Raw genomic sequence first — 26749 nt, 5'->3', positions numbered from 1 at the left:
TATTTTGTGAAACGCAATAATGGTTGAAATCTTTGCATTGGAAACACTATTGCTTCCCTGTCACTCTCTTCGCAAGGAAATAATTCAATAAGTTAATTTAAAAAGAGTTACTAATTATGCAGCGTGTTCCATGCGTTCTAATGCGCGGTGGTACTTCAAAGGGAGCGTTTTTTCTCGCGCATGATCTACCCGATTCAATGACGGAACGAGATGAGTTATTGCTTGCGTTGATGGGGTCGGGTCACGAGTTGGAGATTGACGGGATCGGGGGTGGCAGTCCTCAAACAAGTAAAGTGGCCATCGTCAGTCCTTCGCGCCACCCTGATGCAGATGTCGATTATCTTTTTGTCCAGGTGATGGTCTCAACGCGCCGTGTTGATACGACGCCTAACTGCGGCAACATGCTCTGTGCAGTTGGCCCGTTTGCTATTGAACAAGGCCTGGTAAAACCCGACGGTCCTACAACCCGGGTGCGTATCCGTAACCTGAACACCCATACATTTGTCACCGCTCAAGTACAGACGCCACAAGGCAAGGTGACTTATGAAGGGCAGACAACCATTGATGGCGTGCCGGGGAGCGCGGCGGCTGTTCACCTTACCTTTCTGGATGCTGCCGGTAGCAAGACAGGCGCGCTGTTTCCGACGGGCAATGTTCAAGACGAATTTGACGGCATTCCTGTGACCTGCATCGACATGGCCATGCCGATGGTGATCGTTGAGGCTCGGCACCTGGGTAAGCAAGGTGATGAATCGCCGGTAGAACTCGATGCCGATACGACATTTCTGCACCGCCTGGAAGCCCTGCGCCTGCGTGCTGGCGCGGCAATGGGGTTGGGCGATGTGAGTGAACGGGTCATCCCCAAACCTGTGTTGATAGCACCCGCCAAAGCAGGTGGAACGCTTCTAGTCAGGTATTTCATGCCTCACGCCTGTCATCGTGCCTTGGCCATTACCGGTTCGATTGGCCTGGCGACCGCCTGTGTTAGCCAAGGAAGCGTCGCAGCACAGATGCTGGGTACGGCTTGCAAGCCACGTCAGCAACACGTGCGCATTGAACACCCAGGCGGCGGTATCGATGTCATGTTGTCTTACACCGGCGTGAGCGGCGGAATTATTTGCGCTTCTGTTGTACGAACAGCACGTCGATTGTTTTCCGGATACGTATATGCCTTTCCCTCACGAAAACGAACGAGTGAGTGACTTTAAGTAACGTCCGCTTTAAGCAGGTACCTCAAAATAATTCTAAAAAAGGTGATGTCATGAAAGTTATTAATTCGCTTTTTGACGTGTGCTGTAATTATGTACCGCTGCGCAGTGCCTATAAGGTTCATTGTAGGGGTGTAAGTTGTACCGAGTCTCTGTAACGGTTAAATGCCGCTTAACACGTGGTTGTCGATTACTTCATCTATAACAATAAGAGAATAATCTATGCTCGCCTTACTGGGGTTGGCCATGGTGGTCGTGTTCACGTTGCTGATCATGACCAAGCGCCTTTCGCCGATAGTTGCCTTGACACTAGTACCGATTGCATTTGCGCTGATCGGGGGGTTCGGCGGTACAACCGGAAAAATGATGTTGGATGGCGTGAAAATGGTCGCGCCTTCGGCAGCATTGTTGTTATTTGCCATTCTTTTCTTTGGCTTGATGATTGATGCGGGCCTGTTCGATCCGTTGATCCGCAAAATCCTGAAGCGGGTTAATGGGGACCCGATGAAGATTGCTATAGGTACTGCACTGTTGTCATTGACCGTTGCGCTGGATGGGGACGGCACGACCACGTACATGATCACCTGCGCTGCAATGTTGCCCTTATACAAGCGTATTGGCATGAACCCGATGATCTTGGGCATCATTGCGATGTTGTCACTGAGCATCATGAGCGGTATGACCCCGTGGGGCGGGCCGGCCACGCGAGCCATAGCGGCGCTGGGCCTTGATGCCGGGGAGTACTTCATCCCGTTATTGCCCACCATGATCGGTGGGGCGCTCTGGGTTGTTTTCACCGCCTTTCTATTGGGACGCAGAGAGCGCAAACGTATTGGCAATGTGCTTTTGTCCAGCGGTGGCAGCGATTGCTACATCAAAGCCATTCTGAACGATACCCCGCATAAGCGCCCCCGGCTGGCCTACATCAACTTGATGCTGGTTATCGCGGTGATGACGGCTTTGGTCATGGGATTGATGCACTCCGCCATCCTGTTTTTGATCGGGTTTGTGTGCGCATTGATGATCAATTACCCACAACTGGACATACAAAAAGAGCGCCTGCTCGCCCACTCCGGTAATGCCATGACCGTGGTGGTACTGGTATTTGGTGCCGGCATCTTTGCAGGGATATTCTCAGGCACCAAGATGGTAGATGCCCTGGCACACACATTAGTGGAGTGGATCCCCCCAGACTGGGGCCATCTGTTTCCTCTTATTGTGGCCCTCACCAGCATGCCACTGACCTTTGTACTGTCCAATGACGCGTATTACTTCGGCGTTGTCCCCATCCTTGCCAATGCGGCAGCTATCTACGGCATTAGCCCCCTGGAAATTGCACGGGCCTCTATTTTAGGGCAGCCCGTTCATTTGATGAGCCCTCTGGTCGCCTCTACGTTACTGCTGATGGGCATGATCGACTGCAATATCGGGGATTTTCAGAAAGCGGCTTGCAAGTGGGCGGTGCTCACCTCGCTCGTGGTGACCGCCATCGCGCTTTTAACAGGGGCTTTGACACTGTGGATCTGATGTTTTTTGCATAACACCTGCTTCGGGTGACAGGCCCATGCAGTTCCAATAATAAAAAGAGTCGTGTCATGAAAGAACTTCTACTGCGGGGTGTCCTTGTTACGTCCCTGAGTGCTTCACCGTTCATCAATTCCAACGCGACGGAGTTTATTGACGGCAGTCATTTGAAACTTCAGTTGCGAAACGTTTACTTCAATGAAAATTTTCGGGATGAGAACGGACTGAGCCCCCGCGCGGCTAAAAACGCGAAGAGTGAGCGAACAGAGTGGGCTCAAGGTTTTCTACTGGACTTCAAGTCCGGGTTTACACCGGGCACGGTTGGTTTTGGTGTAGATGCATTGGGGCTGACAGGCTTTAAGCTGGACTCTGGCAAAGGGCGCAGTGGCACTGGTTTGCTTGCTGTAGGCTCAGATGGACAAGCCGCCGATGAGTTCGCCAGTCTGGGCATCGCCGGTAAAGTCCGGTTTGCACACACCACCGTTCAACACGGATCTGTATTGCCCAAAACGCCGGTCTTGATCTACAACGATGCGCGCCTTTTACCTCAGACTTATCAGGGAACACTGTTCACCAGTACCGACATTGATAACTTGACACTTTCGGGCGGGCGCCTGAATCAATTCAAGTTAAGGGACTCCTCGGATAGCCGCTCGATAACACCCAACGGTTTTACGGGACAAGGGGCGCCCTTCTCATTTATAGGCGGTGAATACACACTGGGTGAACGTACCCGGTTAGGGTATTTCTACGCCCAGTTGGACAACTTTTACAGACAGCATTTCGCTTCGGTACAGCACGATCAGCAATGGGGAACAGGCCTGTTAACGACCGATGTTCGTTATTTTCGTAGTGTTGACGCTGGAATGCAGAAGGCCGATGCAATTGACAATACCTTGCTCAGTGGCCTGCTGAGCTATTCGATCGCAGGCCACCGGGTCGGCGCCGGTTATCAAGTGCTCAATGGCCAAGCCGGTTTACCGTACATCACGGGTGCGAGCGTGTACTCCTTTAGCAACGCCGGAATAGGCAAGTTCGTTCATGAAGACGAAAAGACCTGGATGCTCAGTTACGGCTATGACTTTTCAAGAGTGGGTTTACCTGGCTTGACGCTATCTGGCCGCTACTTGAGTGGGAGAAATGGCAAGACTGGGTCCGCGCAGTTGCACGAACATGAGCGCGACGCAGAGCTGGCTTATGTTGTGCAAAGCGGGGCGCTTAAAGGCGTGGGCTTAAAAATGCGTAATTATGTTTACCGCTCCGATGGGGCGCGGGGCAGGGACAGTAATCGTCTTTACCTGACTTACGATATCGCGCTGTGGTAAGCCCGAGGGCTCGCTCAGGTCAGGCAAGACACGTCAGTTGTGAACACGCTCGCCGCCGTTCAGGGGGGAGCGTGTTAATCGCACTACCGACGACGCATCAACAGCACAGCAAGCACAATGGCTACGCCAGCAATAGCCGTTGAAATAACCCCCAGAGACTCCAGCCCATAGTGACGAATCCCCAGGCCGCCGAAGATCGCACCTAACCCGATACCCGCGTTAGCGGCCGAAATGTTCATCGTCGCGGCCAATGCCTGAGCCTTGGCGCCTGCTCGCATGACCCGGACCTGGCAAATGGGGAACAGTGCCGTATACGCAATGCCCCACACAGCCAACGCGACCATCAAGCCTGTGTGCTGTGTCGCCAGTGGCGTGGCGGCCAGCATGCCGGCAGCGAGTAACGCGAGAAATACCACACTCGAACCCAATGGGCTGCGATCGACCAGGCGTCCGCCGATGTGATTGCCGAGCATGCCGACGGCCCCAAAGCCCATCAGCCACCAACCCACATGACCGGGCGAGATGCCCGCGAGGCTTTCGAGGGTATCTGCGAGGTAGGTGTAGGCCGTGAACATGGCCGTGAAGCTCAGGACAGACAGCGCGACATGGGCGATAAAGCGCGGGTCCTTGAAGATCAGCGTTTGTTTTTCACCCTGTTTGCGCTGGGGCGCGGCGGGTAAGGTCGGCATAGAGCTGCGCATCAGTGCGGCGATTAACAGGCACAGCGCGGCCAGCATCCAGAAGGTGCCACGCCAGCCAATGGCGTCCGCCGCCAGCGTGCCCAGCGGGATACCGAAAACCAGTGCCGCCGAAATACCCATGTACACGTTGGCCACCGCTTTCCCGGCATTCGCCGGACCGGCCAGTTGTCCGGCTGTTTCGCTCGCCGTGCCCCAGAAAACCGGTAAAAGCAGTGCGGGAATAAACCGTGCAATCGCCAAAATCCAGATGTTGGCGGACACCGCTGCCAGCGCATTCGACGCAGCGAACACCAGCAAAATACAGGTGAACAACTGCCTGCGATCAATGTGCGCCAGCCGTGCCGTCAGGATCGGGCCGAACAGCATCACCGTGAAAGCAAATAACGTCACCAACTGGCCAGCGAGCGTCACCGAGACATTCAAGTCGCGCGCCAGCGCAGGTAAGAGGCCGATGATCAGAAACTCAGTGGTCACAATCACAAAGGCGGCAATGGCCATGATGGCGATTTGAACTGCCGTGTGTGAATGCGTTGTGGGTGCGGCCGTGGAGGGGGCCTGAGAGGTAGAGGGCATGGTCAGAAGCTCAAAAAAAACAGGGCGTCAGCTTATTGGAGAAGTAAATTCTGATTGCGGCTATAAACTACGCAATCCGATGAATTGAATTCCCTAATAACGAGGCGCGATGTTTTCTTCAGAGCGGTTGAAAGGGCTGGATGTTTTTGTGTCTGTTGCACAAACCGGCAGTTTTACCGGTGCCGCTGAGCGTTTAAACCTCACGCGCTCGGCCATCAGCAAAGCCATCGCCCGACTGGAAGCGCGGCTGGATATCCGACTGTTCAATCGAACCACCCGCACGTTGTCACTGACGGAGGCCGGGGTGAGGTTTTACCGCACCTGCACCAACGTGCTGGGTGAGCTGGAAGAGGCTGAGTTGTCGCTGCACGCGCACAGTACCGAGCCCGTCGGGCAGGTGCGCATTGACCTGCCTGCTGCCTACGGTCGCCTGCATGCGTTGGGGGCTATTTTGGCTTGCGCGCGCGAGCATGGTTTGTTGCAGCCGCATATCTCGTTCTCGGACCGTTATGTGGACCCGGTCGAAGAAGACATCGACATTGTCGTGCGCATAGGTGGGCCGGATCTGCTGTCACAGGCGTTGGGTCGACGTTATCTGGGGGCCGAGCGCCTGGTGTTTTGCGCCTCGCCCGACTATTTGCACCGGCACGGTGTACCCCGGACGGAACAGGATTTGGAGCACCACCATTGCGTGATGTATGGCCGCGCGGATGGCAGCGTTAACCCGTGGTGGTTCGCCGGGCCGCACGGAGGGCGGGAGCGGCGGTTATTGCCGGCGCACATCGCGATAGGTGACGGCGAAGGGCAGGCCGCTGCGGTGCTGGCCGGGCACGGCATTGCCCAGTTGCCGACGTGGCTGGTGCAAGCGTCGCTGGACCAGGGAAAACTGGTGCAAGTGCTGGCGCATCTGGCGACGGACGGATCGCCCATCCACTTACTGTGGCTCAAGCGTCGCCAATCCCAGGCCAGGGTCGGCGTCGTGCTGGAGGCCTTAGGTACCGCGTTGACGGCCTAAAAGTACCTCGAAAGGTTTGTCTGAGTGCTCTGTAAGAAGGTTTTCTGGCGAAGGTGCGAAGTCTTCCTAGTGATTGACTACGCTGTAACCAGAAAACAGCGAGGCGACTGAAATCGAACTTCGCTGAGCTCTATCGATCAGTTGACTACAGACGCCCAGGAGGTCACCCCGGTTTTGTCCCATTTCAAAACGGTTTTTCTGCTGCTTATCCTGTTGCTGACAGGCAATGGAATCTTGCAGGCTGCGCCCACGCTGTCATCCGTCATCAAAGCTGAGGAAACCGACGGCAAGCCGCCGGTTTTGGTAGACGGTGGCTTGCTGGGCGCGCTGGGTGCCGGCATGGACGAGATGCAAGGTCAGCTCGGTCTGAGCATGCACTTACTGGACAGCTGGCGACTGCGCTCCGAGCGGGCCGCCGATGAAGTCGGCGTTTTGGTGGAGCAGGCTGCGACTCATCCTTCTTGGAGTGGTGTCGCCGATTTCGTGTGGTTATCCGTGGTATGGATCGGCATTTTTGCCGCTGCGTGGTTCGGCGGCCGTCTGGTGGCGCGGTATGCGAGCACAACCCGCCCCCTGCGAAATCGCCCGCGCTTGCAGACGTTGACGCAGTACTGCGCTTCGTATTTAGCCCCGGCCTTGATCGCCTTGCCGTTGACCCTCTACGCGAGTCGTTTTCTGCATGATTCCATGGGCCGCTCGCTGGCGCTGAGTCTTTCCTATGCCAGCAGCGCTGGCGTATTTTGCACGGCGTTGGTGTTGTCGCTGAGTTCGATGTTTTATGTCGGCCACAAGCGACGGGCAGTGGAGATTATTCGCCGCTATTCGCTGCGGCCTTTGTTCATCATCGGTTTTTTTGCAGCGTTCAGCGATGCCATGAACAGCCCGCAAATCGCTGGCCAATTGGGCGGCAACATCGCCAGTTGCCTGTCGGTACTGACCGGCCTGATCGCGTGCAGTGTGTTCGCTTTTTTGGCCATCAAGTTGCGGCGTCCGGTGGCGCACCTGATTCGTAACCGCGCACTGGCCCAGCGCCTGGGACAACCGGCGCTGCAAGAGTCGCTGCGCATTTTCTCCGCGCTCTGGTACTGGCCAATCCTGCTGATGCTGCTGGTCTCGATGCTGAATCTGATTGGCGTGGGTGAGGGCAGTGAACAGGCGTTACGCAACGCGTTACTGACCTCCGGGCTGTTAATCGGCACCGTGTTCCTGAGCACAATCCTGCATCACTGGTTCAGCACCCACGCCAACCGCAACGGCGCTTACAGAGAGCGTTTGATGACGGTGATGTACGCGCTGTTGCGCATTGCGCTGGCCGTAACGTTTATAGAACTGCTGGCGCAAATCTGGGGCTTTTCGCTGCTGGCGTTTGCGTCCGATAGCAGCACCGGCAAGGTCATCAGCGATTCTCTCGGGCATATCCTCTTGATCCTGTTGGTGACCTGGCTGACGTGGGTGGTGCTGGACACCTCGATTCAACAAGCCTTGCAACCCAATACCAACCGGCGTGGCACGCGCGAACCGAGTACCCGGATCAAAACCATCCTGCCGTTGCTGCGCAATGCCATCAAAGTGATTCTGGTGGTGGTGTGCACCATCACCACCATGGCCAATCTGGGCGTGAACGTTGCGCCGTTTCTGGCCGGGGCCGGGGTGATCGGTCTGGCGATCGGTTTTGGCTCACAGCAATTGGTTCAGGATGTCATCACTGGATTGTTCATCATTATTGAAGACACCATTTCGGTCGGTGACTGGGTGGTGGTGGACGCCAATCACGCGGGGACCGTCGAAGGCCTGACAATCCGCACCCTGCGCCTGCGCGACAGTCGCGGCTTCGTCCACTCGGTGCCGTTCGGCCAGATCAAGGCCGTGGTCAACCATTCCCGTCAGTTCGCCTATGCGTTCTTTTCCGTGCAGTTCACCTATGCCACGGACATTGACAAAGCCACTGACCTTATTCGCCAGGCCGGGCGCCAGATCAGCGATGACCCGCTGCTGAGCCTGAGTTTGCAAGGCTCGTTGACGGTGTTCGGGGTGGACAGCATGAACCTCGATGGCGTAACGGTTACCGCGCAATTTCGAACCATGTCCGGTGCGCAGAGCACGATCACACGGGCATTCAACGATCGCTTGAAAAAGCTTGTGGATAAGTCAGAAGACGTTCACTTCGCCCAAACCTATCCACAGGCGTTGCTGGCGCCAATCAGTACGCTGACGCCGCCACAGCCAGCGGAGGCGGCGGCCCATCGATCCACGCTGGTACTGACCGATGCACCGCCTTCATCGCAATAATCGGTGTAGGAAACTGATGCAGTTTGTCAGTGACGACACGCACAGAAACCCGCAAAATGCGGGGGTCTTGATCATGGCCAACGGCTTGTATGGTTGGTTTTCTGGTATACATCACCGTTCTGAATAGACTGAGCCTGCACACTCTATGCGAATGCGCCTTATGTTATTGGGCGGCGGAAATGCTCTCGGGCAGGCGCTGATTCGTCTGGGTGCCGAGGAAGGCATCAACTTCCTGGCCCCGCGTCCGCCGCAAGACGGCTGGGATGCTGCGAGTCTGACCCAACTGCTCGATGACACCCGACCGGACGCCGTCATCAACCTTGCGTACTACTTCGACTGGTTTCAGGCGCAGTCTGTCAGCGAGGCTCGCCTGTCTGCCCAGGAACGAGCTGTTGAGCGCCTGGCCGAACTGTGCCAGCACCACAGCATCACGCTGATCCAGCCTTCCAGTTACCGCGTCTTCGACGGCTCCCGGGCCACGGCCTACAGCGAGAAAGATGAACCTGTGCCGCTGGGTTTGCGCGGGCAGGCTTTGTGGCGGATCGAGCAAACCGTGCGTGCCATTTGCCCGCAACACGTGTTGCTGCGGTTTGGCTGGCTGCTCGATGACAGCCCGGACGGCACGTTGGGACGCTTTTTGGCACAGGCTGAAAAACCGGGCGAGTTGCTGATGGCCGATGACCGTCGCGGTAACCCGACGCCGGTCGATGATGCGGCCCGGGTGATCATTTCGGTACTCAAACAACTCGATTGCGCGGCGCCGCTGTGGGGCACCTACCACTATGCCGGGCACGAGGCCACTACGCCGTTGGCGCTGGGCCAGGCCATCCTGACCGAGGCGCGCAACCTGCACCCGCTGGCCATCGAAGCCCCGACCCCCCAAGCGCACGCCGCACGCCCCGATGCCGCTGAAGAACCGCAGCATGCGGTGCTGGCGTGCAAAAAAATTCTACACACCTTCGGGATCAAGCCCCGCGCCTGGCGCGCTGGCCTCCCGATCCTACTGGACAGGTTTTATCGTCATGGCTGATGCCCCCATTCTCGTCACCGGCGGTGCCGGTTTTATTGGTTCCAATCTGGTCGATGCATTGCTGGCTAAGGGTTACGCAGTGCGCATCCTGGATGATCTGTCCACCGGCAAGCGCAGCAACCTGCCGCTGGATAATCCCAAGGTCGAACTGATCGAAGGGGATGTGGCCGATGCCGCGCTGGTCGCCACAACCATGGCCGGCTGTCGTGCCGTGGTGCACCTGGCGGCAGTGGCGTCGGTGCAAGCCTCGGTGGATGACCCCGTACGCACCCACCAGAGTAATTTTGTTGGCACCTTGAACGTTTGCGAAGCCATGCGCGAAGCGGGCGTTAAACGTGTGGTCTTTGCCTCCAGCGCAGCGGTCTACGGTAACAACGGCGAAGGCGAGTCGATTGTCGAAGACACCCCCAAAGCGCCGCTCACCCCGTATGCCTCAGACAAACTGTCGAGCGAATACTACCTGGACTTCTACCGCCGCCAGCACGGTCTGGAGCCCGTGATTTTCCGCTTCTTCAACATTTTCGGGCCGCGTCAGGACCCGTCTTCCCCGTACTCGGGGGTGATCAGCATTTTCAGTGAGCGTGCTGAAAAAGGCCTGCCCATCACCATCTTTGGCGATGGCGAACAAACCCGCGACTTCGTGTATGTGGGCGATTTGGTGAAGATTCTGGTGCAGGCAGTCGAAGCCGAACACGTGGAAGAAGGCGCGGTCAACGTGGGCCTGAACCAAGCCACGACCCTCAAGCAAATGCTGGCCGCCCTGAGTGAAGTGGTCGGTGAGCTGCCACCGATCAGCTATGGCCCGGCGCGCTCCGGTGACATTCGGCATTCGCGTGCCGATAACAGCCGCCTGTTACAGCGTTTCACGCTGGGCGATACCACACCGATGAGTGAAGGCCTGGCGCGTTTGTTGGGTCGCTAGTAAACGCTGCACATGAAAAAGGCGCCTCGAAAGGCGCCTTTTTAGGTTCGGCTATTGCTTAGAACTTGTAACCCAAGCCCACCATGTAAACCCATGGATCGACGTCAACGTTGACCTTGGCACGAGTGCCAGGCGCAACACCGTTGTTTTCCACGGTCGCGCGGGTATCGATGTCGATGTAGCGCGCCTGGGCGTTGATCATGATGTTGTCGGTCAGCATGTAGTCGGCACCGATCTGCCAGGCCATGCCCCACGAGTTTTTCGCTTTGAAGTTATCGAAGCCCGCCGCGTTGGCGCGGCTGCCCACGTGCTCGTCGTAAATCCAGGTGTAGTTGATACCGGCACCCACGTACGGTTGGAACGCGGACTTGGAGTCCAGCGGGTAGTACACGACGCTCAGAGTGGGCGGCAAGTGTTTGAGCGAACCCAGTTTGCCATTGGCCGGATCAAGGGCAGTGCCTTTGATTTTGACGTCGTGTTCAAACGGGGTAGCGGCCAGCAACTCGATACCGATGTTGTTGGTGACCATGTAAGCAAAGTTGAGACCCAATTGGGTGTCGCTGCTCATAGTTGCCTTGCCGCCCAGATCGCGACCAGCCAGCGGACCCTGGTCCACTTTTACACTGGAGCTGTCGGCTTTCGGGTTAACCGTAATGGCACCGGCGCGGACGATGATGTCGCCTTCAGTGTGCGCGTGAGCAAGCGGGGCAACGACGGCAAGGGCAAGTGCCGCTGCGCTGAGCAAAGACTTGTGCATGGGAGCTCCAATTGGATATTTAAAATTTATATAACCAATGGTAATGAGCGCTCCGAGCCACTCTGTTGACCCAGCTCAATGAAACGGCGATGCGCTGAAAAATTGTGAAAATTTCGTGAACTAACCCGCAAACACGGACTCTTTACTCGCGGCCGTGGCCTGCCATCAGGCGGCTCAGACGCCGGGGCAGCGTGGCCCCGGCGGTTACTCCGGCAACTCGTAAACGTAGATTTTCTGCGCGTCCATCTGATACCCCGCATCGGCCAGCTCACTGCTGCTCGGCTTGACCTGCAATGCGCCTTCGATCCAGTACGGCTGGTACAGCTCGTCCAGTTTGACCCCGACGTGACTGGTCACGTGTACGATCTGATTCGAGGGCGGTGGCGGGACATGGATGCAGGCGCCGAAATACGGCACCAGCAAAAACTCCGTGGTGCGGCCTTCCTCGTTGACCTCAAGGGGCACGATGTAGCCCGGCAAGCGAATGTTTTGCCCGTCCAGCGCAGGCACAACCGGCGCATTGGGCATGCTCTGCTGCGCAGCGGGGGCCGCCTCGGGGTCAAGATTGCCCAACTGTGACAGGTCATGCATCGGCGCCGTGTCCGGCACTTCGGGCGCGGCGTCCGGCGGAATCATCTCCGACCACGTCAACTCCTTGGGTTCGGCGGCCCATACAGGGGTTGAAACCATCAGTAACAGGGCCAGCAGTGCGCGTGGCAAGACGGACATTTTCATACACAGGCTCATAAGCGAATGGACAGGCCATCGGCCAGCGATTGGCGGTAAGCGCGCCAGGCGGGCACGCAGCCCATCAACAGGGCGGCGGCCAGAATACCTGCCAGCAGCGTCCATTCATATTCACGGGGCCAGGCCAGCGGCAAGTAAAGGCCGTAGTTCGATTGCACATAACCTTGTGCCAGCGCGATACCCACATACAACAGGGCAACCCCCGCCACTACACCGATCAGCGCTAATGCCAACGCTTCGAACACCAGCAAAGTAGCGATGTGCCACGGCCGGGCGCCGACTGATCGCAGGATCGCCATTTCACGCCGTCGCTCATTGAGGCTGGTCAAAATCGCCGTCAGCATGCCGATCAAACCGGTCAGCACCACAAACAGCGAGACCACAAACAAGGCTTTTTCAGCGGTGCTCATCAAGCTCCACAATTCCTGCAAGGCGACGCCGGGCAAAATGGCCATCATCGGTTCGCCCCGGAAGTCGTTGATTTCACGTTGCAAGGCGAAGGTCGAAATCTTGCTGTTCAGCCCCAGCATGAACGCGGTAATGGCCTGTGGTGTGAGGTCCATGTTACGGGCCTGATCGGCTGTCACACGGCCTGCGCCGCGCGCTGGCACGCCGTTGTGCCAGTCGATGTGAATGGCCTCCATGCCGCCCAGGCTGATGTGCAGCGTGCGGTCCACGGGCGTGCCCGTGCGCTTGAGAATGCCGACCACGGTGAAGGGTTTGTCGTCGTGCTTGACCAGACTCACGGCAGCTACGCCGTGGGCCAGCACCAGTTTGTCCCCCAGTTTGTAGTGCAGCGCCTGTGCGACCTCGGCGCCGAGCACCACTTCAAATGGGTCGCTAGCAAAGGCGCGGCCATCGGCCAACTGCAGGTTTTGCCGATGACCGTACTGATAGTGCTCGAAATAGGCTTCGCTGGTGCCCATCACCCGGTAGCCGCGATGGGAATCACCCAGGGACATGGGGATCGCCCATTTCACCTTGGGGTTCGTGGCGAAGTGCTCAAAGCTGTCCCAGCGAATGTTATTGGTGGCATTGCCGATACGAAACACCGAATACAGCAGCAAATTCACCGAACCCGAACGGGCGCCGACGATCAGGTCAGTGCCGCTGATGGTGCTGGCAAAGCTGGCGCGGGCCTCGGTACGCACCCGCTCCACGGCCAACAACAAACACACGGACAAGGCAATCGCGAACGCGGTCAGCAGCGCGGTGAAGCGGCGGTTGGCCAGGCTGGCCAGCGCAAGACGGAACAAATACATCTCAGACCTCTGCCGGGGTGGCGGCACGATTGAGTTCAGACAACGACAAGTTGCGGTCAAACAGCGGGGCCAGGCTTTGATCGTGGCTGACGAATAACAGGCTGGCGCCTGCTTCGCGGCATTCGGCGAACAATAATTTGATGAAGGCTTCGCGTGCGTCGGCGTCCAGGGCCGAGGTGGGCTCGTCAGCGATCACCAGCGCCGGTTGGCCGATCAGGGCGCGGGCCGCCGCGACCCGTTGTTGCTGGCCGATGGACAACGAGTCGGCCCGTCGCTCCAGCAAAGCAAGGTCTTTAAGGCCCAAGTGCGCGAGCAAGGTGCGCGCGGCTGTGTCGACACTGCCATGACGTTGAACGGCGCGGCTGGCCCGCCGTTTGGAAAAATGGCAAGGCAGCTCGACGTTTTCACGCACGGACAAAAAAGGCAGCAAGTTAAATTGCTGGAAGATGTACCCCGTGTGGTCGACGCGAAAACGGTCGCGCGCACCGGAGCCCAACTCACTCAACTCCTGGCCCAGCAGGCGGATCGACCCGCAGTCAGCCTTTTGCACCCCCCCGAGCAAGCCCAGCAAGGTGGTTTTACCGCTGCCACTGGGCCCTTTGAGAAACAGGGTTTCGCCGGCCTGCAGGCTGAAGTGGGGGATGTCCAGCAGCACGGGATGGCCCGGCCAACTAAAACGCAGGTCGCTCAGTTCGATGAGTGCTTGGGTCATGGGAAATCAGGGTCGCCTGCAATGTCGGGAAAACGAGGGTGTCAGTGGCGACGTCTGCGTAAAGGGCGGCGCCAGCCACTGGCCGTGGTTAGAACGTCAGCGTCGGGGCTTTCGCTGACACGTTAACTGCTTGCTGACCGTTCGGGCCGATCAGTTGTACCTTGAATGAGTGGGTGCCGGGGAATGTCTTGAAAAACCTGCTGAGGTCGAGGGTTTTTAACGAGGCCGCATCGGCACAGGTAAACGCGTAGTGAGCTTCGATGTCGCTGTGGTGATGCTCGGCCTTGGCATTGCTGGCGCCTTCTTCGGGAGCCGGATCGAACAACGGGCTGCTCAGCTCCTGCGCCTCAACCACACACTTTGCCGCTGGCGGCAGGTTGAACAGGGCCAGCGGGTTTTCCAGTCGGGCCTTGGCGGCCGCCACGGTGGCTTTGTCGGCATCGGTGGTGGCCGCGTGTTCAAACCCCACCAGGTTCATCGCCGGGCCGTCGAGGTCCAGTTCCAGTGTTTTGTCGTCGAGTGCCACATTCAAGGTGCCTACGCCGTGTTCATGGGGGGCAAGGCTGCCATGTTCGTGATCATGCGCTTGAGCCGCATGCGCCACGGCCAGCGGTAATAAAGCGAACGGCAAAGCGAGCAGCAAACGACGCATAGCATGACTCCAGCAACAATGGGATGAATGTTTTGTTATGTAATCTTATAACGAAGTTGCGAGAGTTTGCCCGTGTGCTTGGCGTTACGCAAGACGCATGGGAGCATGCGCACATGAAACTTGAGGAGCCCTGTAATGGTGCGGATTCGCGGAACAATTGGCGATTGGCCCGTCGATCTGACGGTTGAGCTGGACGAGACGGAGTGGGCGCAGTTGGGCGGGACGTTAAAAACAGCGGCGCCCGCCAGCGTGGCGGTTGCCAGCACGCCGGTCAGTCAGGACGACGCGGTGTGGGAAATGACCAAGGCGTTACTGCGCAAGGCCGGACACATGACCGGGCCGCAGTTGCTGGCGCAATTAGAGGCCTTGACCGGCAGCACGGGAGCGGGCAAGCGGCTGTTGGTGCGCTTGCGTCATAGCCCGCAAGTGCAAGTGGCGAGCGGCGCGGACTCACCGGTTTACAGCTGGGTCGAATAAACCGGTGAGGGCGCGTTGTCGCCGCAGCGAGGTCAGTACAGCGCGGCAAACAGTTTGCGGCGATAGGTGGTGACCAGCGGGTGATCGTTGCCCAGCAGGTCAAACACTTGCAGCAGGGTTTTGTGGGTGATGCCTTCGTTGTAGCTGCGGTTGCGGATAAACAGTTTCAGCAAACCTTCCAGTGCGCCTTCGTATTGCTGGCGCGCCAACTGCTGCACGGCCAGGTGGTAGGCAGCTTCGTCGTCCTGCGGGTTCTGCGCCACACGGGTTTTGAGGTCTGCCACATCCGGCAGATCTTTGGCCTGGCTCAAGAAGGTCAACTGCGCCTTGGCGCCCGCCAGCTCGGCTTTATGTTCGTCGCTCTTGACCGCGTCCAGCACGGCCTGCGCCTCAGTCAGCTCACCTCGCTTTGCCAGGCAACGGCCATACAGAATCAATGCCCTGGCATTAGTGTTGTCTTCGGTCAGTACCTGCTTGAGCAACGCTTCTGCGTCGGCAAAGCGGCTTTCGGCAAACAGGGCCTGCGCTTGCACCATCGGGTCTTCAGCTGGCGGAGCGGGCATTTCGACATGAGGCTCAAGCATGGCGCGAATCGCGGATTCGGGTTGCGCCTCCTGAAAGCCATCAACCACCTTGCCGTCCTTGAACAACACCACCGTCGGCAGGGTGCGGATGCCGATGCGGCCCACGATGTCCTGTTCCACATCGCAGTTGACCTTGGCCAGCAGCAGCTCGCCCTGATAGTCCTCGGCAATCTGCTCCAGAATCGGCAGCATCACCTTGCACGGGGCGCACCACTCTGCCCAGAAATCCACCAGGACGGGTTGTTCAAAAGAGGCTTCAACAACCTGTTTGTCGAAGTCTGCCGACGTCACGTCAAAGCTATATGCAGTCGTAGGTTGAGTCATTGTGGGTCTCGAAACAGGTAAATGAAGGCAACTATAAAGGCTGCGCGGGCACGCTGAAAGTCGCGTGTCAGCGCTGCGCGTGATACAGGCTCACGTGACGGAACTCATGGGGCTCGGCCAGATCCGGCAAGGTGAGCGCCTTGAGGCTTTCCAACTGGCGGTACAGCGGATGCCTGAAGTCGCGCACCCGCGAATCGGCCACCAGCGTTTGCTGCCCGCGGGTCAGGAACTGGTCAAGCAGGGGCAGGTTTTCGCGGTCGTACAGCACATCAGCGACCAGGATCAGATCAAAGCGATCTGCCTCGGCGAAGAAATCGTCGGAGTAGCCCAACTGCACGTGATTGAGCGCCGCATTGGCCTGGCAGGCTGCCAGCGCCAGCGGGTCGAGATCGCACGCCAGCACTTCCAGCGCGCCAGCCTTGGCTGCTGCAATCGCGGCCACGCCTGAGCCAGCACCGAAGTCCAGCACGCGCTTGCCTTGGACCCAATGTGGCTGCTCGGCCAGGTAGCGCGCCAGGGCCAAACCGCTGGCCCAGCAAAACGCCCAGTACGGCGGCTCATGCAAAATGCGCCGGGTCTCGTCCGGGGTGAAGGCGCGGTCCATGTTCTGCGCGTCGATCAGCCACAGCTTGAGCGACGTGTCGGGCAGGTCGGTGACCACCAGTTGCGCATCCCCCAGCAGTTCACTCAGCGACTGTTGCAGGGCGAACGGCGGGTTCATGGTGCTTTGACAAAGGCCAGGGAGCCCAAGGCTTGCGTGGTCGGCTGCTGGATGATGCGCGACGGCAAGTGCAGGATCAATTGCCCGGACTGGCTGGCGCGCCCGCGCAGTTCGACCCGTGCACCGGCTGGAAACGCCTGCGGGTTAAAGCGCAGCTTGAATGGCAGTGGCTGGTTGTTGCCGACAATCTTGCTGCTGGCCATCAGCCCTTGAGGGCGACCGCGTTCATCCACGATCAACATCGCCAATTCAACTTCGGCGCCTGCGGGTGCGCCCGTCAATACGCCGCTCAGTTCACGTTGATAGGCAGGCAAGGGCCCCAAATCGGCAGGCGCATCGGTTTTAGGCTGGGTCAGCACTTGAGGTTGCGCCGACTTGGGCGGCTCGCTGCTACAGGCGACCAGCACACTGGCGAGGCACAGCAAAACAAGCGTTCGTAGCGACATAGAGGGCTCCAGCGGCAGGTCAGTCGACGTATCGGATTGTGTAAAACGTAGTAGGCGGACTGTATACCGTAAAGCCTATGGCTTGTCTTGCCAGTGGGATGCGCTACCATGGCGCTCCCCATTTTTTGTTGCCTGCCACCATGCACTGTCCCTTCTGCGGTGCCAACGACACTAAAGTCATCGACTCGCGTCTGGTCGCCGAGGGCGATCAGGTGCGTCGCCGGCGCGAATGCCTGGCCTGTGGTGAACGCTTCACCACCTTTGAAACAGCTGAGTTGGTCTTACCTCGCCTCATCAAGCAGGACGGCAGCCGTCAGCCGTTCGACGAAGAAAAACTGCGCGCCGGTATGCAGCGTGCGCTGGAAAAACGCCCGGTCAGTGTCGAGCGTCTTGAAGCGGCGCTGGCGCATATCAAAAGCAGGCTGCGCGCCACCGGCGAACGCGAAGTCAAATCGCTGGTGGTCGGTGAGCTGGTCATGACCGAGCTGCAAAAACTCGACGAAGTGGCCTACATCCGTTTTGCTTCTGTGTATCGACGCTTCCAGGACCTCAACGAGTTCCGCGAAGAGATCGACCGCCTTGCCCGTGAGCCTTCAAAGGAGTGATTGTGTCCACTGAGCAATCCGTACTGGACGCCCATTACATGGCGCGTGCCATCGAACTGGCCCGAAAGGGCCTGTACACCACCCATCCCAACCCGCGTGTCGGCTGCGTGATTGTGCGTGACGGTCAGGTCGTGGGTGAGGGCTGGCATGTGCGGGCCGGTGAACCCCATGCCGAGGTTCACGCATTGCGTGCCGCTGGCGAGCTGGCTCGCGGGGCGACCGCCTATGTCACCCTTGAGCCGTGCAGCCACCATGGCCGCACCCCGCCGTGCGCCGAAGGGCTGGTCACCGCCGGGGTCGCCCGTGTGGTGGCCGCCATGCAAGACCCTAACCCGGAAGTCGCCGGGCGTGGCCTCAAGCGTTTGACGGATGCCGGGATCGACGTGCGCTGCGGCGTGCTTGAAACCCAGGCCCGGGCCCTGAACCAGGGGTTTCTCAAACGCATGGAACACGGCTTGCCGTTTGTGCGGGTCAAATTGGCAATGAGCCTGGACGGGCGCACGGCGATGGCCAGTGGCGAGAGCCAATGGATCACCGGCCCTGCCGCGCGTTCGGCCGTGCAGCGTCTACGCGCCGAGGCCAGCGTCGTGATCACGGGCGCCGACACCGTGCTGGCCGACGGTGCGCGCCTGACCGTACGTGCCGACGAGCTGGGGCTGGATGCCGAGCAGACCGCGCTGGTCATGAGCCGCCCGCCGCTGCGCGTGTTGATCGATGGCCGCCTGCGCGTGCCGCTCGATGCGCCGTTTTTCAAGGCTGGCCCGGCGCTTGTCGCCACCTGCGTACCGCCTGCCGAGCAATACCGCACGGGGCCGGAGTGCCTGGTGATCCCTGGCGAGAACGGTCAGGTCGATCTGCGTCAATTGCTGGTGGCGCTGGCGGCGCGGGGCGTCAACGAGGTATTGGTTGAAGCCGGTCCACGTCTGGCGGGCGCATTTGCCGAGCAAGGGCTGGTGGACGAATATCAGATTTTCATCGCGGCCAAGTTTTTGGGTTCAACGGCACGTCCCTTGCTGGAATTGCCCTTGACCCGCATGAGCGAGGCAACCGAGCTCAAGATCATTGATATGCGCGCAGTTGGGGATGACTGGCGAGTCACTGCCATACCTGTGCCATCAGCCAGCGTATAATTCTCAGCCTCCGTTTTACGCAGGCTTGGTTCTCAAGGGGAACGCCATGTTTACCGGCATCATCGAATCCATCGGCAACATCCGTGCACTGACCCCAAAAGGTGGCGATGTACGGGTTTATGTAGAGACCGGCAAGCTCGACCTGAGCGACGTTAAACTCGGCGACAGCATTGCCATCAACGGCGTTTGCCTGACAGCCGTTGAGCTGCCGGGCAACGGCTTTATGGCCGACGTCAGTCGCGAGACGCTGGACTGCACGGCTTTCAATGACTTGAAATCGGGCAGCCGGGTCAACCTCGAAAAAGCCCTGACGCCGACCACGCGTCTGGGCGGTCATCTGGTGAGCGGTCACGTGGACGGCGTCGGGGAGGTGATCTCCCGCGAAGAGAACGCCCGCGCCATCGAATTCCGGATACGCGCGCCGAAAGAGCTGGCCAAGTACATCGCCCATAAAGGCTCGATCACGGTCGACGGCACCAGCCTGACCGTGAACGCGGTCAATGGCGCCGAATTCTCGTTGACCATCATCCCGCACACCCTGAGCGAAACCATCATGGACGACTACCGTCCGGGCCGCCGGGTGAACCTTGAGGTCGATCTGCTGGCGCGTTATCTGGAGCGCTTGCTGCTGGGCGACAAGGCCGCCGAGCCGACCAAGGGCAGCACCATCAGCGAAAGTTTTCTGGCCGCCAACGGCTACCTCAAATCCTGACTTAAGGGGGTGCCGCGTGGCGCTCAACAGCATCGAAGAACTGGTTGAAGACATCCGCCAAGGCAAGATGGTCATCCTCATGGATGACGAAGACCGCGAGAACGAAGGCGACCTGATCATGGCCGCCGAGTGCTGCAAGGCCGAGCACATCAACTTCATGGCGCGTTTCGCCCGTGGCCTGATTTGCATGCCGATGACCCGCGAGCGTTGCGAGCTGCTCAAGCTGCCGTTGATGGCACCGCGCAACGGCTCCGGGTTCGGCACCAAGTTCACCGTTTCCATCGAAGCCGCCACCGGCGTCACCACCGGCATCTCCGCCGCTGATCGCGCCCGCACCGTGCAAGCTGCTGCCGCCAAGGACGCCAAGGCTGAAGACATCGTCAGCCCGGGGCATATCTTCCCGCTGATGGCACAGGCTGGCGGCACGCTGGCCCGTGCCGGTCACACCGAAGCGGCCTGTGACCTGGCGCGCATGGCCGGTTTTGAGCCAAGCGGCGTGATCTGCGAAGTGATGAACGACGATGGCACCATGTCGCGTCGCGCCGAGCTGGAAAAATTCGCGGCTGAACACAACATCAAAATCGGCACCATCGCCGACCTGATCCACTACCGGATGATCCACGAACGTACCGTTCAGCGGATAGCCGAGCAGCCGCTGGACAGCGAACTGGGCCAATTCAACCTGGTGACCTATCGTGATTCAGTCGAAGGCGACGTGCACATGGCACTGACCCTGGGCAAGATCTGCGCAGATGAACCGACGCTGGTGCGGGTGCATAACATGGACCCGCTGCGTGACCTGCTGATGGTCAAACAGCCCGGCCGCTGGAGCCTGCGTGCCGCCATGAGCGCCGTCGCAGAGGCTGGCAGCGGTGTGGTGCTGTTGTTGGGGCACCCGCTGGATGGCGACGTGTTGCTGGCGCACATCCGCGAAACAGCCGACGCTTTGCCGGCCAAAAAACCGACGACCTACAGCATTGTGGGGGCCGGTTCGCAGATCCTGCGTGACCTCGGTGTGCGCAAAATGCGCCTGATGAGTTCACCGATGAAGTTCAACGCCATATCCGGTTTCGATCTGGAAGTTGTAGAATACGTGCCCTCCGAATAAAGACCGGGTGTTTCCCGCCTGAAATTCGTGGCCCAAACTCATTAAAGAACGCACGCGAGTGCGTTCTGGCTCTTTAATACGAGACATACCGAATGACCCTGAAGACCATCGAAGGTACCTTCATTGCCCCCAAAGGCCGCTACGCACTCGTGGTTGGCCGTTTCAACAGCTTCGTCGTCGAAAGCCTGGTGAGTGGTGCCGTTGATGCCCTGGTTCGCCACGGTGTGAACGAAAACGACATCACCATCATTCGTGCGCCTGGCGCGTTTGAGATCCCGCTGGTTGCGCAAAAAGTTGCCCAGCGCAATGAGTTCGCCGCCATTGTCGCCCTTGGCGCTGTGATTCGTGGCGGTACTCCGCACTTCGAATACGTGGCCGGCGAGTGCACCAAAGGTTTGGCTCAGGTGTCCATGCAGTTCGGCGTACCGGTTGCATTCGGCGTGCTGACCGTTGACTCCATCGAACAAGCCATCGAGCGTTCCGGCACCAAAGCCGGTAACAAAGGCGCTGAAGCCGCCTTGTCCGCCCTCGAAATGGTCAGCCTGTTGGCGCAGTTGGAGGCCAAGTGATTTCCGACGAAAGCGATCGTTTCAACCCGCGCGATCCAAAACCTGCGGACGCTGGCAAGCCCTCCAAAAGCGCTAAACGTCGTGAAGCACGTCAGCTCGCGACCCAAGCGCTGTACCAGTGGCACATGGCCAAGCATTCGCTGAACGAGATCGAAGCGCAGTTTCGCGTTGATAACGACTTCACCGACGTGGATGCCGCCTATTTCCGCGAAATCCTGCACGGCGTGCCTGCGCACAAAGCCGATATCGATGCTGCCCTGGCCCCGTGCCTGGACATCACCATCGAAGAGCTGGACCCGGTTGAACTGGCCGTCCTGCGCCTGTCCACCTGGGAGCTGATCAAGCGTGTGGACGTGCCTTACCGTGTGGTCATCAACGAAGGCATCGAGCTGGCCAAAGTGTACGGTTCCACTGACGGGCACAAGTTCGTCAACGGCGTACTGGACAAATTGGCACCGCGCCTGCGTGAAGCTGAAGTCAAGGCGTTCAAGCGCTAAACAGCGCTGTCGGCCATGGGCGAGTTCGAGCTGATCCGCACCGTTTTCGCTGCCGCGCCTTGTGCGCAGGGCGGCGAGGGCGTTGCGTTGGGCATTGGCGACGACTGCGCCCTGCTGGAGGTTCCCTTCGGGGAACAGCTGGCAATCTCCACTGACACGCTGGTGGCTGGCGTGCACTTCGCAGATCCTTGCGACCCCTTTTTGCTCGGTCAGCGTTCGCTGGCGGTGGCGGCCAGTGATCTGGCGGCCATGGGCGCAACTCCCCTCGCGTTTACCCTTGCCCTGACCCTGCCGACGGTTGCCGCCGATTGGCTGCACGCGTTTGCCCGGGGTTTGAACCAGATGGCGCAACGCTGCAACGTGCGCCTGATCGGTGGCGACACCACCCGTGGCCCGTTGTGCCTGACGTTGACCGTGTTCGGTCGCGTCCCGGCGGGCCAGGCCCTGACCCGCAGCGGCGCCCGGCCGGGCGATCTGCTGTGCGTGGGCGGTGAGCTGGGCAATGCCGCCGGGGCCTTGCCTCTGGTGCTGGGCCAGCGCAGCGCCGAATCCTTTATCGCCGAGCCGCTGCTGGCGCATTACTGGTCACCGCAGCCGCAACTGGCGTTGGGCCAGGCGCTGCGTGGCAAGGCGACCTCGACGCTGGATATCTCGGACGGTTTGCTGGCTGACTGCGGGCACATTGCGCAGGCGTCGCGCGTCCGGCTGCTGATTGAGCACGACCGCTTGCCCATCTCGCTGGCGCTGCAGGAGTTTCTGGGCGACGCGGCCGCACAGCAAGCGGCGTTAAGCGGCGGCGATGACTATGTGCTGGCGTTTACGCTACCGGCTGTTGAATTGCCCACATTGCTGGCCGATGGCTGGCCGGTTCATGTGATCGGCCGAGTGGTTGAAGGGCAGGGCGTTGGCGTGCTGGATGCGCACGGGCAGGACATCACCCCGGCAACCCGTGGCTATCAGCATTTTTAAGGCGAGCGTCTGTCACTGCCGCCGCCATGCCGCGTGTCCCATCAAACTTTTAGATATTTATCCTCGATAATTCAGCCTAAGCGTCTGTAGGAACGTCCTGTTACAATGCCGCCTCTGCGAATTTCCAGTCCTCAAATTGATCAGGAGCACACGGTGCCCGTCGCTTTTGTTGCCGCTTGCAAACTCCCTACCCCCTTTGCCGAATTCACCATGCATGGCTTCCTTGAGAAGGCCACGGGTCGTGAACACGTTGTGCTCAGTCTGGGCGACGTGGCGGACGGTGCGCCGGTTCTGGGCCGCGTGCATTCCGAGTGCTTGACCGGCGATGCCCTGTTCAGCCAGCGCTGCGATTGCGGCTCTCAACTCGAAGCCGCCTTGCAGGCCATCGCCCGTGAAGGCCGTGGCGTGTTGCTGTACTTGCGTCAGGAGGGCCGTGGGATTGGCCTGCTGAACAAGGTGCGTGCCTACCAATTGCAAGACGGTGGTGCCGATACCGTAGAAGCCAACGAACGTCTGGGCTTTGCCGCTGACCAGCGTGACTACGCCATCTGCCTGCCGATGCTGGAACACTTGGGCGTGACGTCGCTGCGCCTGATGACCAACAACCCGCGCAAGGTCAAAGCCTTGACCGACATGGGCATTACCGTGGCCGAGCGCGTGCCTTTGCACACCGGGCAAAACCCGCACAACAAACTGTACCTGGCGACCAAAGCCAACAAGCTCGGGCACATGATGGGCAATCAGCACCAGAACGAGGCAGACCCGGCGTGACGCGGGGCCAGCGTCGTCGGCGCCTGAGTTTCAGTTGGTGGCAACAGCTGGTGCTGACTTGCTTGCCGCTGGTACTGGTCAACGGTTTTTTCGGCAGCGCCGAACCGCTGTGGCCTGAATTGGCCATGCCCCTGTTTATTGCGGGCGTGTTGTCGATGTTCGTGACCCTGCGCACGTTCGGGCCGTATAAACATGGCCTGATTGACCTGCAAAAGTCCCTCGACACAGACCAGGAACCTGCCGCCTGGGATGCATTGGCGCACGTGCGGCGTCGTGCATTGCTGGCCGCCGGGTTGCCCGCCTGGATCGCCGCGCTGGGCGTGTTTGTCGGTCTTGAAGGCGTGCCGCTGTTGCTGCTGGCGTTGTCAACGCTGGTGCTGTTTTACCTCTATCGCATCCCCCGTCAGGTCGGCTGATGCGCCTGTGGCTGGCGGTTCTGCTGCTGGCCGTGGGCACTCAGGCCATGGCGGCCACGCGGGTGGTCAGCCTGGCGCCCTCACTCTCTGAAATCGTCGTGGAACTGGGCGCAACCGATCTGCTCGTCGGGCGGCTGGAGGCGGGCGAGACCTTGCCTGAGCTGGTGAATGTGGCCTCGGTCGGTGGCTATGGCCAATTGGATATGGAGCGCTTGCTCAGCCTGCGCCCGGACTTGATTCTGCTCTGGCCCGGCAGCGTTGGCGTGGCGCAGCGCGACCAGTTGAAGCGCTTGAACATTCCCACCTTTACCGCCGAACCGAAAAACCTGACGCAGTTGGTCGATCAGGTCGAAGGGGTGGCGACTGCGCTCAATCGCGCCGAACGCGGTCGTGAGTTGGCCGCCCGGTTGCGGGCACGTCTGGAGCAGCTACGCCAGCAATACGCCCGCGAACAACCGTTGCGCGTGTTTTATCAAGTGTGGGATCGGCCCCTGTATACCGTGGGCGGCGGTCAAATCATCAGCGATGCACTGGCCCTGTGCGGGGCGCGCAATGTGTTTGCGGACTTATCATTGCCTGCGCCGCAGGTCAGCGTGGAGTCGGTGTTGCAACGCAATCCCGACGTGATCATTGCAGGCACTCAGGCGCAGCTGAATGCCTGGAAAGCCTGGCCGCAGCTCGAAGCGGTGAAGCAAGGGCGGTTGCTGTTACTGGCTGACAAAGGTCTGGAGCGACCGAGCGGACAAATGATCGAAGCCACGGCCCGTTTATGCGAACAACTGGCCGAACCTGAACCGTAGCCGCTCCCCGTGCGAGCGTGAACCGACACGGCGTTTACAGGCGGGGTGTCCAGGTGACGGCCAGCTGCACGCTGCGCCGCTCTTCGCGATAGCCGTAATAGTCACCTTCATAGCTGTACAACGCGCGCGTGAAGGTCTTGTCCAGCAGGTTATCGACTTTCAGGTCCAGCCTGACCTCTGAGGTGGCGAGCCAATTGGCACGCACGCCTAGCAGGGCGTACCCGCCAAGCGGCTGCTGGTTTTGCTCATCGTTATAGCTGCTGCTGACCGCTTGCCAGCTGGCACCTACGCCGATGCGGTCGAACTGTCGATCCAGATCAAGGTTCAATGTACGACGCGCCCGGCGGCTCAGGGTTTTACCGGTGTCGCGGTCGCGCGGGTCGATGATGGCGACACCGAGGCTGCTCTGCCAGCCGAACCACTCCTGGTGCAGCGCGCTTTCAAAACCGGTGATGCGTGCAGCCCCTACGTTATGAGGGAAGGACTGTTCCCCTTTTTTTAAAAACTCAATCGCGTCGCGAATATCGGTGCGATACAGGGACGTCTCCAGCCGGCTGGTTTCACTCAGTTGGCTACGCCATTGAAACTCATAACTTTTTGAGTGTTCAGGTTTGAGCGTTGGGTTGCCGAAGCCCGTGTAATACAGATCGTTAAACGTAGGCGCCCTGAAGCCTTCGCTGTAGGACATCAGCACATTGTTATCGGCATTGAGCGGCACCGTCAGGCTGGCGCTCCAGGTGTTGTTGCTGCCAAATTGCTGGTTTTTGTCATGTCGCAGCCCCAGCTCCGTTGAAAACCCCTCGCCCTGAAAACGGTGCTGAATAAATACCGCGCGGTTCCAGCGGCTGTCTTTGTCGAAGTCGGTGCTGCTGCGAACCCGATCCTCATACGCGTCGAGGCCCAGCATCAGGCTGTTTTGATCGTCCAGCGCGAGGCTGTTTTGCCAGTTCAGGGAATCGCGATAGGTATTGAAGCTATAGAGGTCGGGGCTTAGTTTGTCGCGCGTCGTTTCACGGTTCTCGCTGTGGCCGAGTTCGAGGCGCGAATTCCAGCGTTCGGAGAACTGTGCGTCAACGAAACTGCCTACGCTGCTGATGTCGAAATCGCTATAGGCCTTTTGCCCGAACATCGCATCAAGTTCAGTTTTACCTTCACTCTTGACGGCACTGAGGCCGATCTCAAGGCGGTCGCTCAGGTGATGACTCAGGTTCAGACTGACCGATTGGTTGCGATAGGCATCGTGGTCGTTGTCGACCGGATAGGACACGGTCGTGCGGTCGATGCCGGCCGTGTTTTCCAGCGCACCGCTGAGGTTGAAGCGAGTCTGAGCGTCACCGCCTGAAATGCCCACACTGTTTTGTGAGCTGCCATAACTGCCCATGGCGCTGTGCAAGCGCAGTTGCGGGGGCTGTTCGGCGCCGCGTCGGGTAAAGATCTGAATCACCCCGCCAATCGCATCGCTGCCATACACCACTGAGCGCGAGCCGCGCAGCACTTCGACGCGCTCGATCTGGTCGATGTTCAGGTAGTGCAGGTTGCTGTCGGCCGAGGTGGCATTGGCCATGCGCTGGCCGTCAACCAGCACCAGGCTCTGCGCCGATTTGGTGCCACGAATGTAGATACCCGGCAATGCACCGCGTCCGCCACTGCGCGCCACTTGCACGCCCGGAACTCGGCCCAGCAGGTCGGTCAGGCTTGTGGGTTGCAGGCGGTCGATATCCTCACGGGTAAACACGCTGTTGGCGCTGGTGCTGTCCGAACGCGCTTGCACCTGGCGGTTACCGGTGATCAGTGTTTGCGGGAGTTTGAGGGCGTTTTCGCGATCCGCGGTGTCTGCCAGCAAGGGGCTGGCCGGGATGCTGCCGAGAATCAGGGCCGCTAGGCGAAGCGATTTCATGAGTTC

The 26749-nt window shown here is 59.4% G+C and carries 28 protein-coding genes; 18 read left to right on the top strand and 10 right to left on the bottom strand.

Annotated features, from left to right (window positions below; translation table 11 throughout):
• Window positions 1-116 precede the first annotated feature (116 nt).
• From TU74_RS16785 to TU74_RS16775, 3 genes are all read left to right on the top strand, one after another.
• The gene (locus tag TU74_RS16785) at window positions 117-1202 is read left to right on the top strand and encodes a 4-oxalomesaconate tautomerase (RefSeq protein ID WP_048377144.1); all 1086 of its coding nucleotides are present in this window, start codon (window positions 117-119) and stop codon (window positions 1200-1202) included.
• Window positions 1203-1430: 228 nt separating this feature from the next.
• The gene (locus TU74_RS16780) at window positions 1431-2735 is read left to right on the top strand and encodes a CitMHS family transporter (protein ID WP_047295782.1); all 1305 of its coding nucleotides are present in this window, start codon (window positions 1431-1433) and stop codon (window positions 2733-2735) included.
• 68 nt (window positions 2736-2803) lie between these two features.
• Window positions 2804-4057: an OprD family porin gene (locus TU74_RS16775; RefSeq protein WP_048377143.1), complete on the top strand. Its 1254-nt coding sequence runs from the start codon at window positions 2804-2806 to the stop codon at window positions 4055-4057.
• An 83-nt stretch (window positions 4058-4140) separates the two neighbouring features.
• Here the strand turns inward: TU74_RS16775 and TU74_RS16770 are convergent, their stop codons facing one another.
• Window positions 4141-5331 carry an MFS transporter gene (locus TU74_RS16770; protein WP_048377142.1) on the bottom strand — a complete coding sequence of 397 codons (1191 nt, stop codon included), beginning with the start codon at window positions 5329-5331 and terminating at the stop codon, window positions 4141-4143.
• Window positions 5332-5440: 109 nt separating this feature from the next.
• Between TU74_RS16770 and TU74_RS16765 the strand changes: the two genes are divergently transcribed.
• The 4 genes from TU74_RS16765 to TU74_RS16750 all read left to right on the top strand — a co-directional run bounded on the left by TU74_RS16765 (window position 5441) and on the right by TU74_RS16750 (window position 10587).
• Entirely contained in the window at window positions 5441-6346 is a 906-nt protein-coding gene (locus tag TU74_RS16765) for a LysR family transcriptional regulator (RefSeq protein WP_048377141.1), read from the top strand.
• Between the two features lie 174 nt (window positions 6347-6520).
• The gene (locus TU74_RS16760; RefSeq protein ID WP_047295775.1) at window positions 6521-8635 is read left to right on the top strand and encodes a mechanosensitive ion channel family protein; all 2115 of its coding nucleotides are present in this window, start codon (window positions 6521-6523) and stop codon (window positions 8633-8635) included.
• A gap of 145 nt (window positions 8636-8780) precedes the next feature.
• Entirely contained in the window at window positions 8781-9665 is an 885-nt protein-coding gene (locus TU74_RS16755) for a sugar nucleotide-binding protein (RefSeq protein WP_162199720.1), read from the top strand.
• The gene (locus tag TU74_RS16750) at window positions 9658-10587 is read left to right on the top strand and encodes an NAD-dependent epimerase/dehydratase family protein (RefSeq protein ID WP_047295772.1); all 930 of its coding nucleotides are present in this window, start codon (window positions 9658-9660) and stop codon (window positions 10585-10587) included. Before TU74_RS16755 ends, TU74_RS16750 begins: the two co-directional genes overlap by 8 nt.
• Window positions 10588-10645: 58 nt before the next feature.
• Here TU74_RS16750 and TU74_RS16745 read toward each other — a convergent pair whose 3' ends face one another.
• The 5 genes from TU74_RS16745 to TU74_RS16725 all read right to left on the bottom strand — a co-directional run bounded on the left by TU74_RS16745 (window position 10646) and on the right by TU74_RS16725 (window position 14717).
• Window positions 10646-11344, bottom strand: a complete 699-nt coding sequence (locus tag TU74_RS16745) for an OmpW/AlkL family protein (protein ID WP_047295770.1) — start codon at window positions 11342-11344, stop codon at window positions 10646-10648.
• A 204-nt stretch (window positions 11345-11548) separates the two neighbouring features.
• Window positions 11549-12064 (bottom strand): DUF3299 domain-containing protein, encoded by a 516-nt coding sequence (locus TU74_RS16740; protein ID WP_169838008.1) that lies wholly within the window; start codon window positions 12062-12064, stop codon window positions 11549-11551.
• Between the two features lie 23 nt (window positions 12065-12087).
• Window positions 12088-13353 carry an ABC transporter permease gene (locus tag TU74_RS16735; RefSeq protein ID WP_048377139.1) on the bottom strand — a complete coding sequence of 422 codons (1266 nt, stop codon included), beginning with the start codon at window positions 13351-13353 and terminating at the stop codon, window positions 12088-12090.
• 1 nt (window position 13354) lies between these two features.
• Window positions 13355-14065 (bottom strand): ABC transporter ATP-binding protein, encoded by a 711-nt coding sequence (locus TU74_RS16730; RefSeq protein ID WP_048377138.1) that lies wholly within the window; start codon window positions 14063-14065, stop codon window positions 13355-13357.
• 88 nt (window positions 14066-14153) lie between these two features.
• A complete protein-coding gene (locus TU74_RS16725) occupies window positions 14154-14717 on the bottom strand; it encodes a DUF2796 domain-containing protein (RefSeq protein ID WP_047295768.1) in 564 nt (187 codons plus the stop codon).
• A 135-nt stretch (window positions 14718-14852) separates the two neighbouring features.
• On the opposite strand from TU74_RS16725, the gene TU74_RS16720 reads away from it, so the two are divergent.
• A complete protein-coding gene (locus tag TU74_RS16720) occupies window positions 14853-15194 on the top strand; it encodes a hypothetical protein (RefSeq protein WP_047279189.1) in 342 nt (113 codons plus the stop codon).
• Window positions 15195-15226: 32 nt separating this feature from the next.
• On the opposite strand, the gene trxA is transcribed toward TU74_RS16720, so the two are convergent.
• The 3 genes from trxA to TU74_RS16705 form a co-directional block, all read right to left on the bottom strand.
• The gene (gene trxA, locus TU74_RS16715; RefSeq protein ID WP_048377137.1) at window positions 15227-16102 is read right to left on the bottom strand and encodes a thioredoxin; all 876 of its coding nucleotides are present in this window, start codon (window positions 16100-16102) and stop codon (window positions 15227-15229) included.
• 67 nt (window positions 16103-16169) lie between these two features.
• Complete coding sequence (locus tag TU74_RS16710) at window positions 16170-16823, bottom strand: class I SAM-dependent methyltransferase (protein WP_047279185.1); 654 nt, start codon at window positions 16821-16823, stop codon at window positions 16170-16172.
• Window positions 16820-17269: a YbaY family lipoprotein gene (locus TU74_RS16705; RefSeq protein ID WP_048377136.1), complete on the bottom strand. Its 450-nt coding sequence runs from the start codon at window positions 17267-17269 to the stop codon at window positions 16820-16822. The genes TU74_RS16710 and TU74_RS16705 overlap by 4 nt, the downstream gene beginning before the upstream one ends.
• A gap of 140 nt (window positions 17270-17409) precedes the next feature.
• Between TU74_RS16705 and nrdR the strand changes: the two genes are divergently transcribed.
• The 10 genes from nrdR to TU74_RS16655 all read left to right on the top strand — a co-directional run bounded on the left by nrdR (window position 17410) and on the right by TU74_RS16655 (window position 24846).
• Window positions 17410-17874, top strand: coding sequence for a transcriptional regulator NrdR (nrdR, locus tag TU74_RS16700; protein WP_162199719.1), 465 nt, complete (start codon window positions 17410-17412; stop codon window positions 17872-17874).
• Window positions 17875-17912: 38 nt separating this feature from the next.
• Window positions 17913-19004: a bifunctional diaminohydroxyphosphoribosylaminopyrimidine deaminase/5-amino-6-(5-phosphoribosylamino)uracil reductase RibD gene (gene ribD, locus TU74_RS16695; RefSeq protein WP_047277935.1), complete on the top strand. Its 1092-nt coding sequence runs from the start codon at window positions 17913-17915 to the stop codon at window positions 19002-19004.
• A 46-nt stretch (window positions 19005-19050) separates the two neighbouring features.
• Entirely contained in the window at window positions 19051-19716 is a 666-nt protein-coding gene (locus TU74_RS16690) for a riboflavin synthase (protein ID WP_047277823.1), read from the top strand.
• 16 nt (window positions 19717-19732) lie between these two features.
• Entirely contained in the window at window positions 19733-20824 is a 1092-nt protein-coding gene (gene ribBA / locus TU74_RS16685) for a bifunctional 3,4-dihydroxy-2-butanone-4-phosphate synthase/GTP cyclohydrolase II (protein ID WP_047279183.1), read from the top strand.
• A gap of 92 nt (window positions 20825-20916) precedes the next feature.
• On the top strand, window positions 20917-21393 hold the full coding sequence (ribH, locus tag TU74_RS16680) for a 6,7-dimethyl-8-ribityllumazine synthase (protein WP_047277819.1): 477 nt from the start codon (window positions 20917-20919) through the stop codon (window positions 21391-21393).
• Window positions 21390-21890 carry a transcription antitermination factor NusB gene (nusB, locus tag TU74_RS16675; protein ID WP_047277816.1) on the top strand — a complete coding sequence of 167 codons (501 nt, stop codon included), beginning with the start codon at window positions 21390-21392 and terminating at the stop codon, window positions 21888-21890. The genes ribH and nusB overlap by 4 nt, the downstream gene beginning before the upstream one ends.
• Window positions 21891-21905: 15 nt before the next feature.
• The gene (thiL, locus tag TU74_RS16670; protein ID WP_048377135.1) at window positions 21906-22859 is read left to right on the top strand and encodes a thiamine-phosphate kinase; all 954 of its coding nucleotides are present in this window, start codon (window positions 21906-21908) and stop codon (window positions 22857-22859) included.
• A 153-nt stretch (window positions 22860-23012) separates the two neighbouring features.
• Entirely contained in the window at window positions 23013-23630 is a 618-nt protein-coding gene (gene ribA / locus TU74_RS16665) for a GTP cyclohydrolase II (protein WP_047277934.1), read from the top strand.
• Entirely contained in the window at window positions 23627-24046 is a 420-nt protein-coding gene (locus tag TU74_RS16660) for a hypothetical protein (RefSeq protein ID WP_047277812.1), read from the top strand. Before ribA ends, TU74_RS16660 begins: the two co-directional genes overlap by 4 nt.
• On the top strand, window positions 24046-24846 hold the full coding sequence (locus TU74_RS16655) for a cobalamin-binding protein (protein ID WP_048377134.1): 801 nt from the start codon (window positions 24046-24048) through the stop codon (window positions 24844-24846). The genes TU74_RS16660 and TU74_RS16655 overlap by 1 nt, the downstream gene beginning before the upstream one ends.
• Window positions 24847-24880: 34 nt before the next feature.
• Here the strand turns inward: TU74_RS16655 and TU74_RS16650 are convergent, their stop codons facing one another.
• Window positions 24881-26743 carry a TonB-dependent receptor plug domain-containing protein gene (locus TU74_RS16650; protein WP_048377133.1) on the bottom strand — a complete coding sequence of 621 codons (1863 nt, stop codon included), beginning with the start codon at window positions 26741-26743 and terminating at the stop codon, window positions 24881-24883.
• Window positions 26744-26749: the final 6 nt, after the last annotated feature.

Origin of the sequence: Pseudomonas lundensis, assembly GCF_001042985.1 — a bacterium.
GTDB lineage: Bacteria > Pseudomonadota > Gammaproteobacteria > Pseudomonadales > Pseudomonadaceae > Aquipseudomonas > Aquipseudomonas lundensis.
Note: the sequence above shows the minus strand (reverse complement) of the source record. Positions and strands in the feature narration are given on the sequence as shown.

What these genes read in the sequence shown, in the direction of transcription:
- TU74_RS16785 (WP_048377144.1), top strand. Translation starts at nt 117, where the DNA reads ATGCAGCGTGTTCCATGCGTTCTAATGCGCGGTGGTACTTCAAAGGGA.
- TU74_RS16780 (WP_047295782.1), top strand. Translation starts at nt 1,431, where the DNA reads ATGCTCGCCTTACTGGGGTTGGCCATGGTGGTCGTGTTCACGTTGCTG.
- TU74_RS16775 (WP_048377143.1), top strand. Translation starts at nt 2,804, where the DNA reads ATGAAAGAACTTCTACTGCGGGGTGTCCTTGTTACGTCCCTGAGTGCT.
- TU74_RS16770 (WP_048377142.1), bottom strand. Translation starts at nt 5,331, where the DNA reads ATGCCCTCTACCTCTCAGGCCCCCTCCACGGCCGCACCCACAACGCAT.
- TU74_RS16765 (WP_048377141.1), top strand. Translation starts at nt 5,441, where the DNA reads ATGTTTTCTTCAGAGCGGTTGAAAGGGCTGGATGTTTTTGTGTCTGTT.
- TU74_RS16755 (WP_162199720.1), top strand. Translation starts at nt 8,781, where the DNA reads ATGCGAATGCGCCTTATGTTATTGGGCGGCGGAAATGCTCTCGGGCAG.
- TU74_RS16750 (WP_047295772.1), top strand. Translation starts at nt 9,658, where the DNA reads ATGGCTGATGCCCCCATTCTCGTCACCGGCGGTGCCGGTTTTATTGGT.
- TU74_RS16745 (WP_047295770.1), bottom strand. Translation starts at nt 11,344, where the DNA reads ATGCACAAGTCTTTGCTCAGCGCAGCGGCACTTGCCCTTGCCGTCGTT.
- TU74_RS16735 (WP_048377139.1), bottom strand. Translation starts at nt 13,353, where the DNA reads ATGTATTTGTTCCGTCTTGCGCTGGCCAGCCTGGCCAACCGCCGCTTC.
- TU74_RS16730 (WP_048377138.1), bottom strand. Translation starts at nt 14,065, where the DNA reads ATGACCCAAGCACTCATCGAACTGAGCGACCTGCGTTTTAGTTGGCCG.
- TU74_RS16725 (WP_047295768.1), bottom strand. Translation starts at nt 14,717, where the DNA reads ATGCGTCGTTTGCTGCTCGCTTTGCCGTTCGCTTTATTACCGCTGGCC.
- TU74_RS16720 (WP_047279189.1), top strand. Translation starts at nt 14,853, where the DNA reads ATGGTGCGGATTCGCGGAACAATTGGCGATTGGCCCGTCGATCTGACG.
- trxA (WP_048377137.1), bottom strand. Translation starts at nt 16,102, where the DNA reads ATGACTCAACCTACGACTGCATATAGCTTTGACGTGACGTCGGCAGAC.
- TU74_RS16710 (WP_047279185.1), bottom strand. Translation starts at nt 16,823, where the DNA reads ATGAACCCGCCGTTCGCCCTGCAACAGTCGCTGAGTGAACTGCTGGGG.
- TU74_RS16705 (WP_048377136.1), bottom strand. Translation starts at nt 17,269, where the DNA reads ATGTCGCTACGAACGCTTGTTTTGCTGTGCCTCGCCAGTGTGCTGGTC.
- nrdR (WP_162199719.1), top strand. Translation starts at nt 17,410, where the DNA reads ATGCACTGTCCCTTCTGCGGTGCCAACGACACTAAAGTCATCGACTCG.
- ribD (WP_047277935.1), top strand. Translation starts at nt 17,913, where the DNA reads ATGGCGCGTGCCATCGAACTGGCCCGAAAGGGCCTGTACACCACCCAT.
- TU74_RS16690 (WP_047277823.1), top strand. Translation starts at nt 19,051, where the DNA reads ATGTTTACCGGCATCATCGAATCCATCGGCAACATCCGTGCACTGACC.
- ribH (WP_047277819.1), top strand. Translation starts at nt 20,917, where the DNA reads ATGACCCTGAAGACCATCGAAGGTACCTTCATTGCCCCCAAAGGCCGC.
- thiL (WP_048377135.1), top strand. Translation starts at nt 21,906, where the DNA reads ATGGGCGAGTTCGAGCTGATCCGCACCGTTTTCGCTGCCGCGCCTTGT.
- TU74_RS16655 (WP_048377134.1), top strand. Translation starts at nt 24,046, where the DNA reads ATGCGCCTGTGGCTGGCGGTTCTGCTGCTGGCCGTGGGCACTCAGGCC.
- TU74_RS16650 (WP_048377133.1), bottom strand. Translation starts at nt 26,743, where the DNA reads ATGAAATCGCTTCGCCTAGCGGCCCTGATTCTCGGCAGCATCCCGGCC.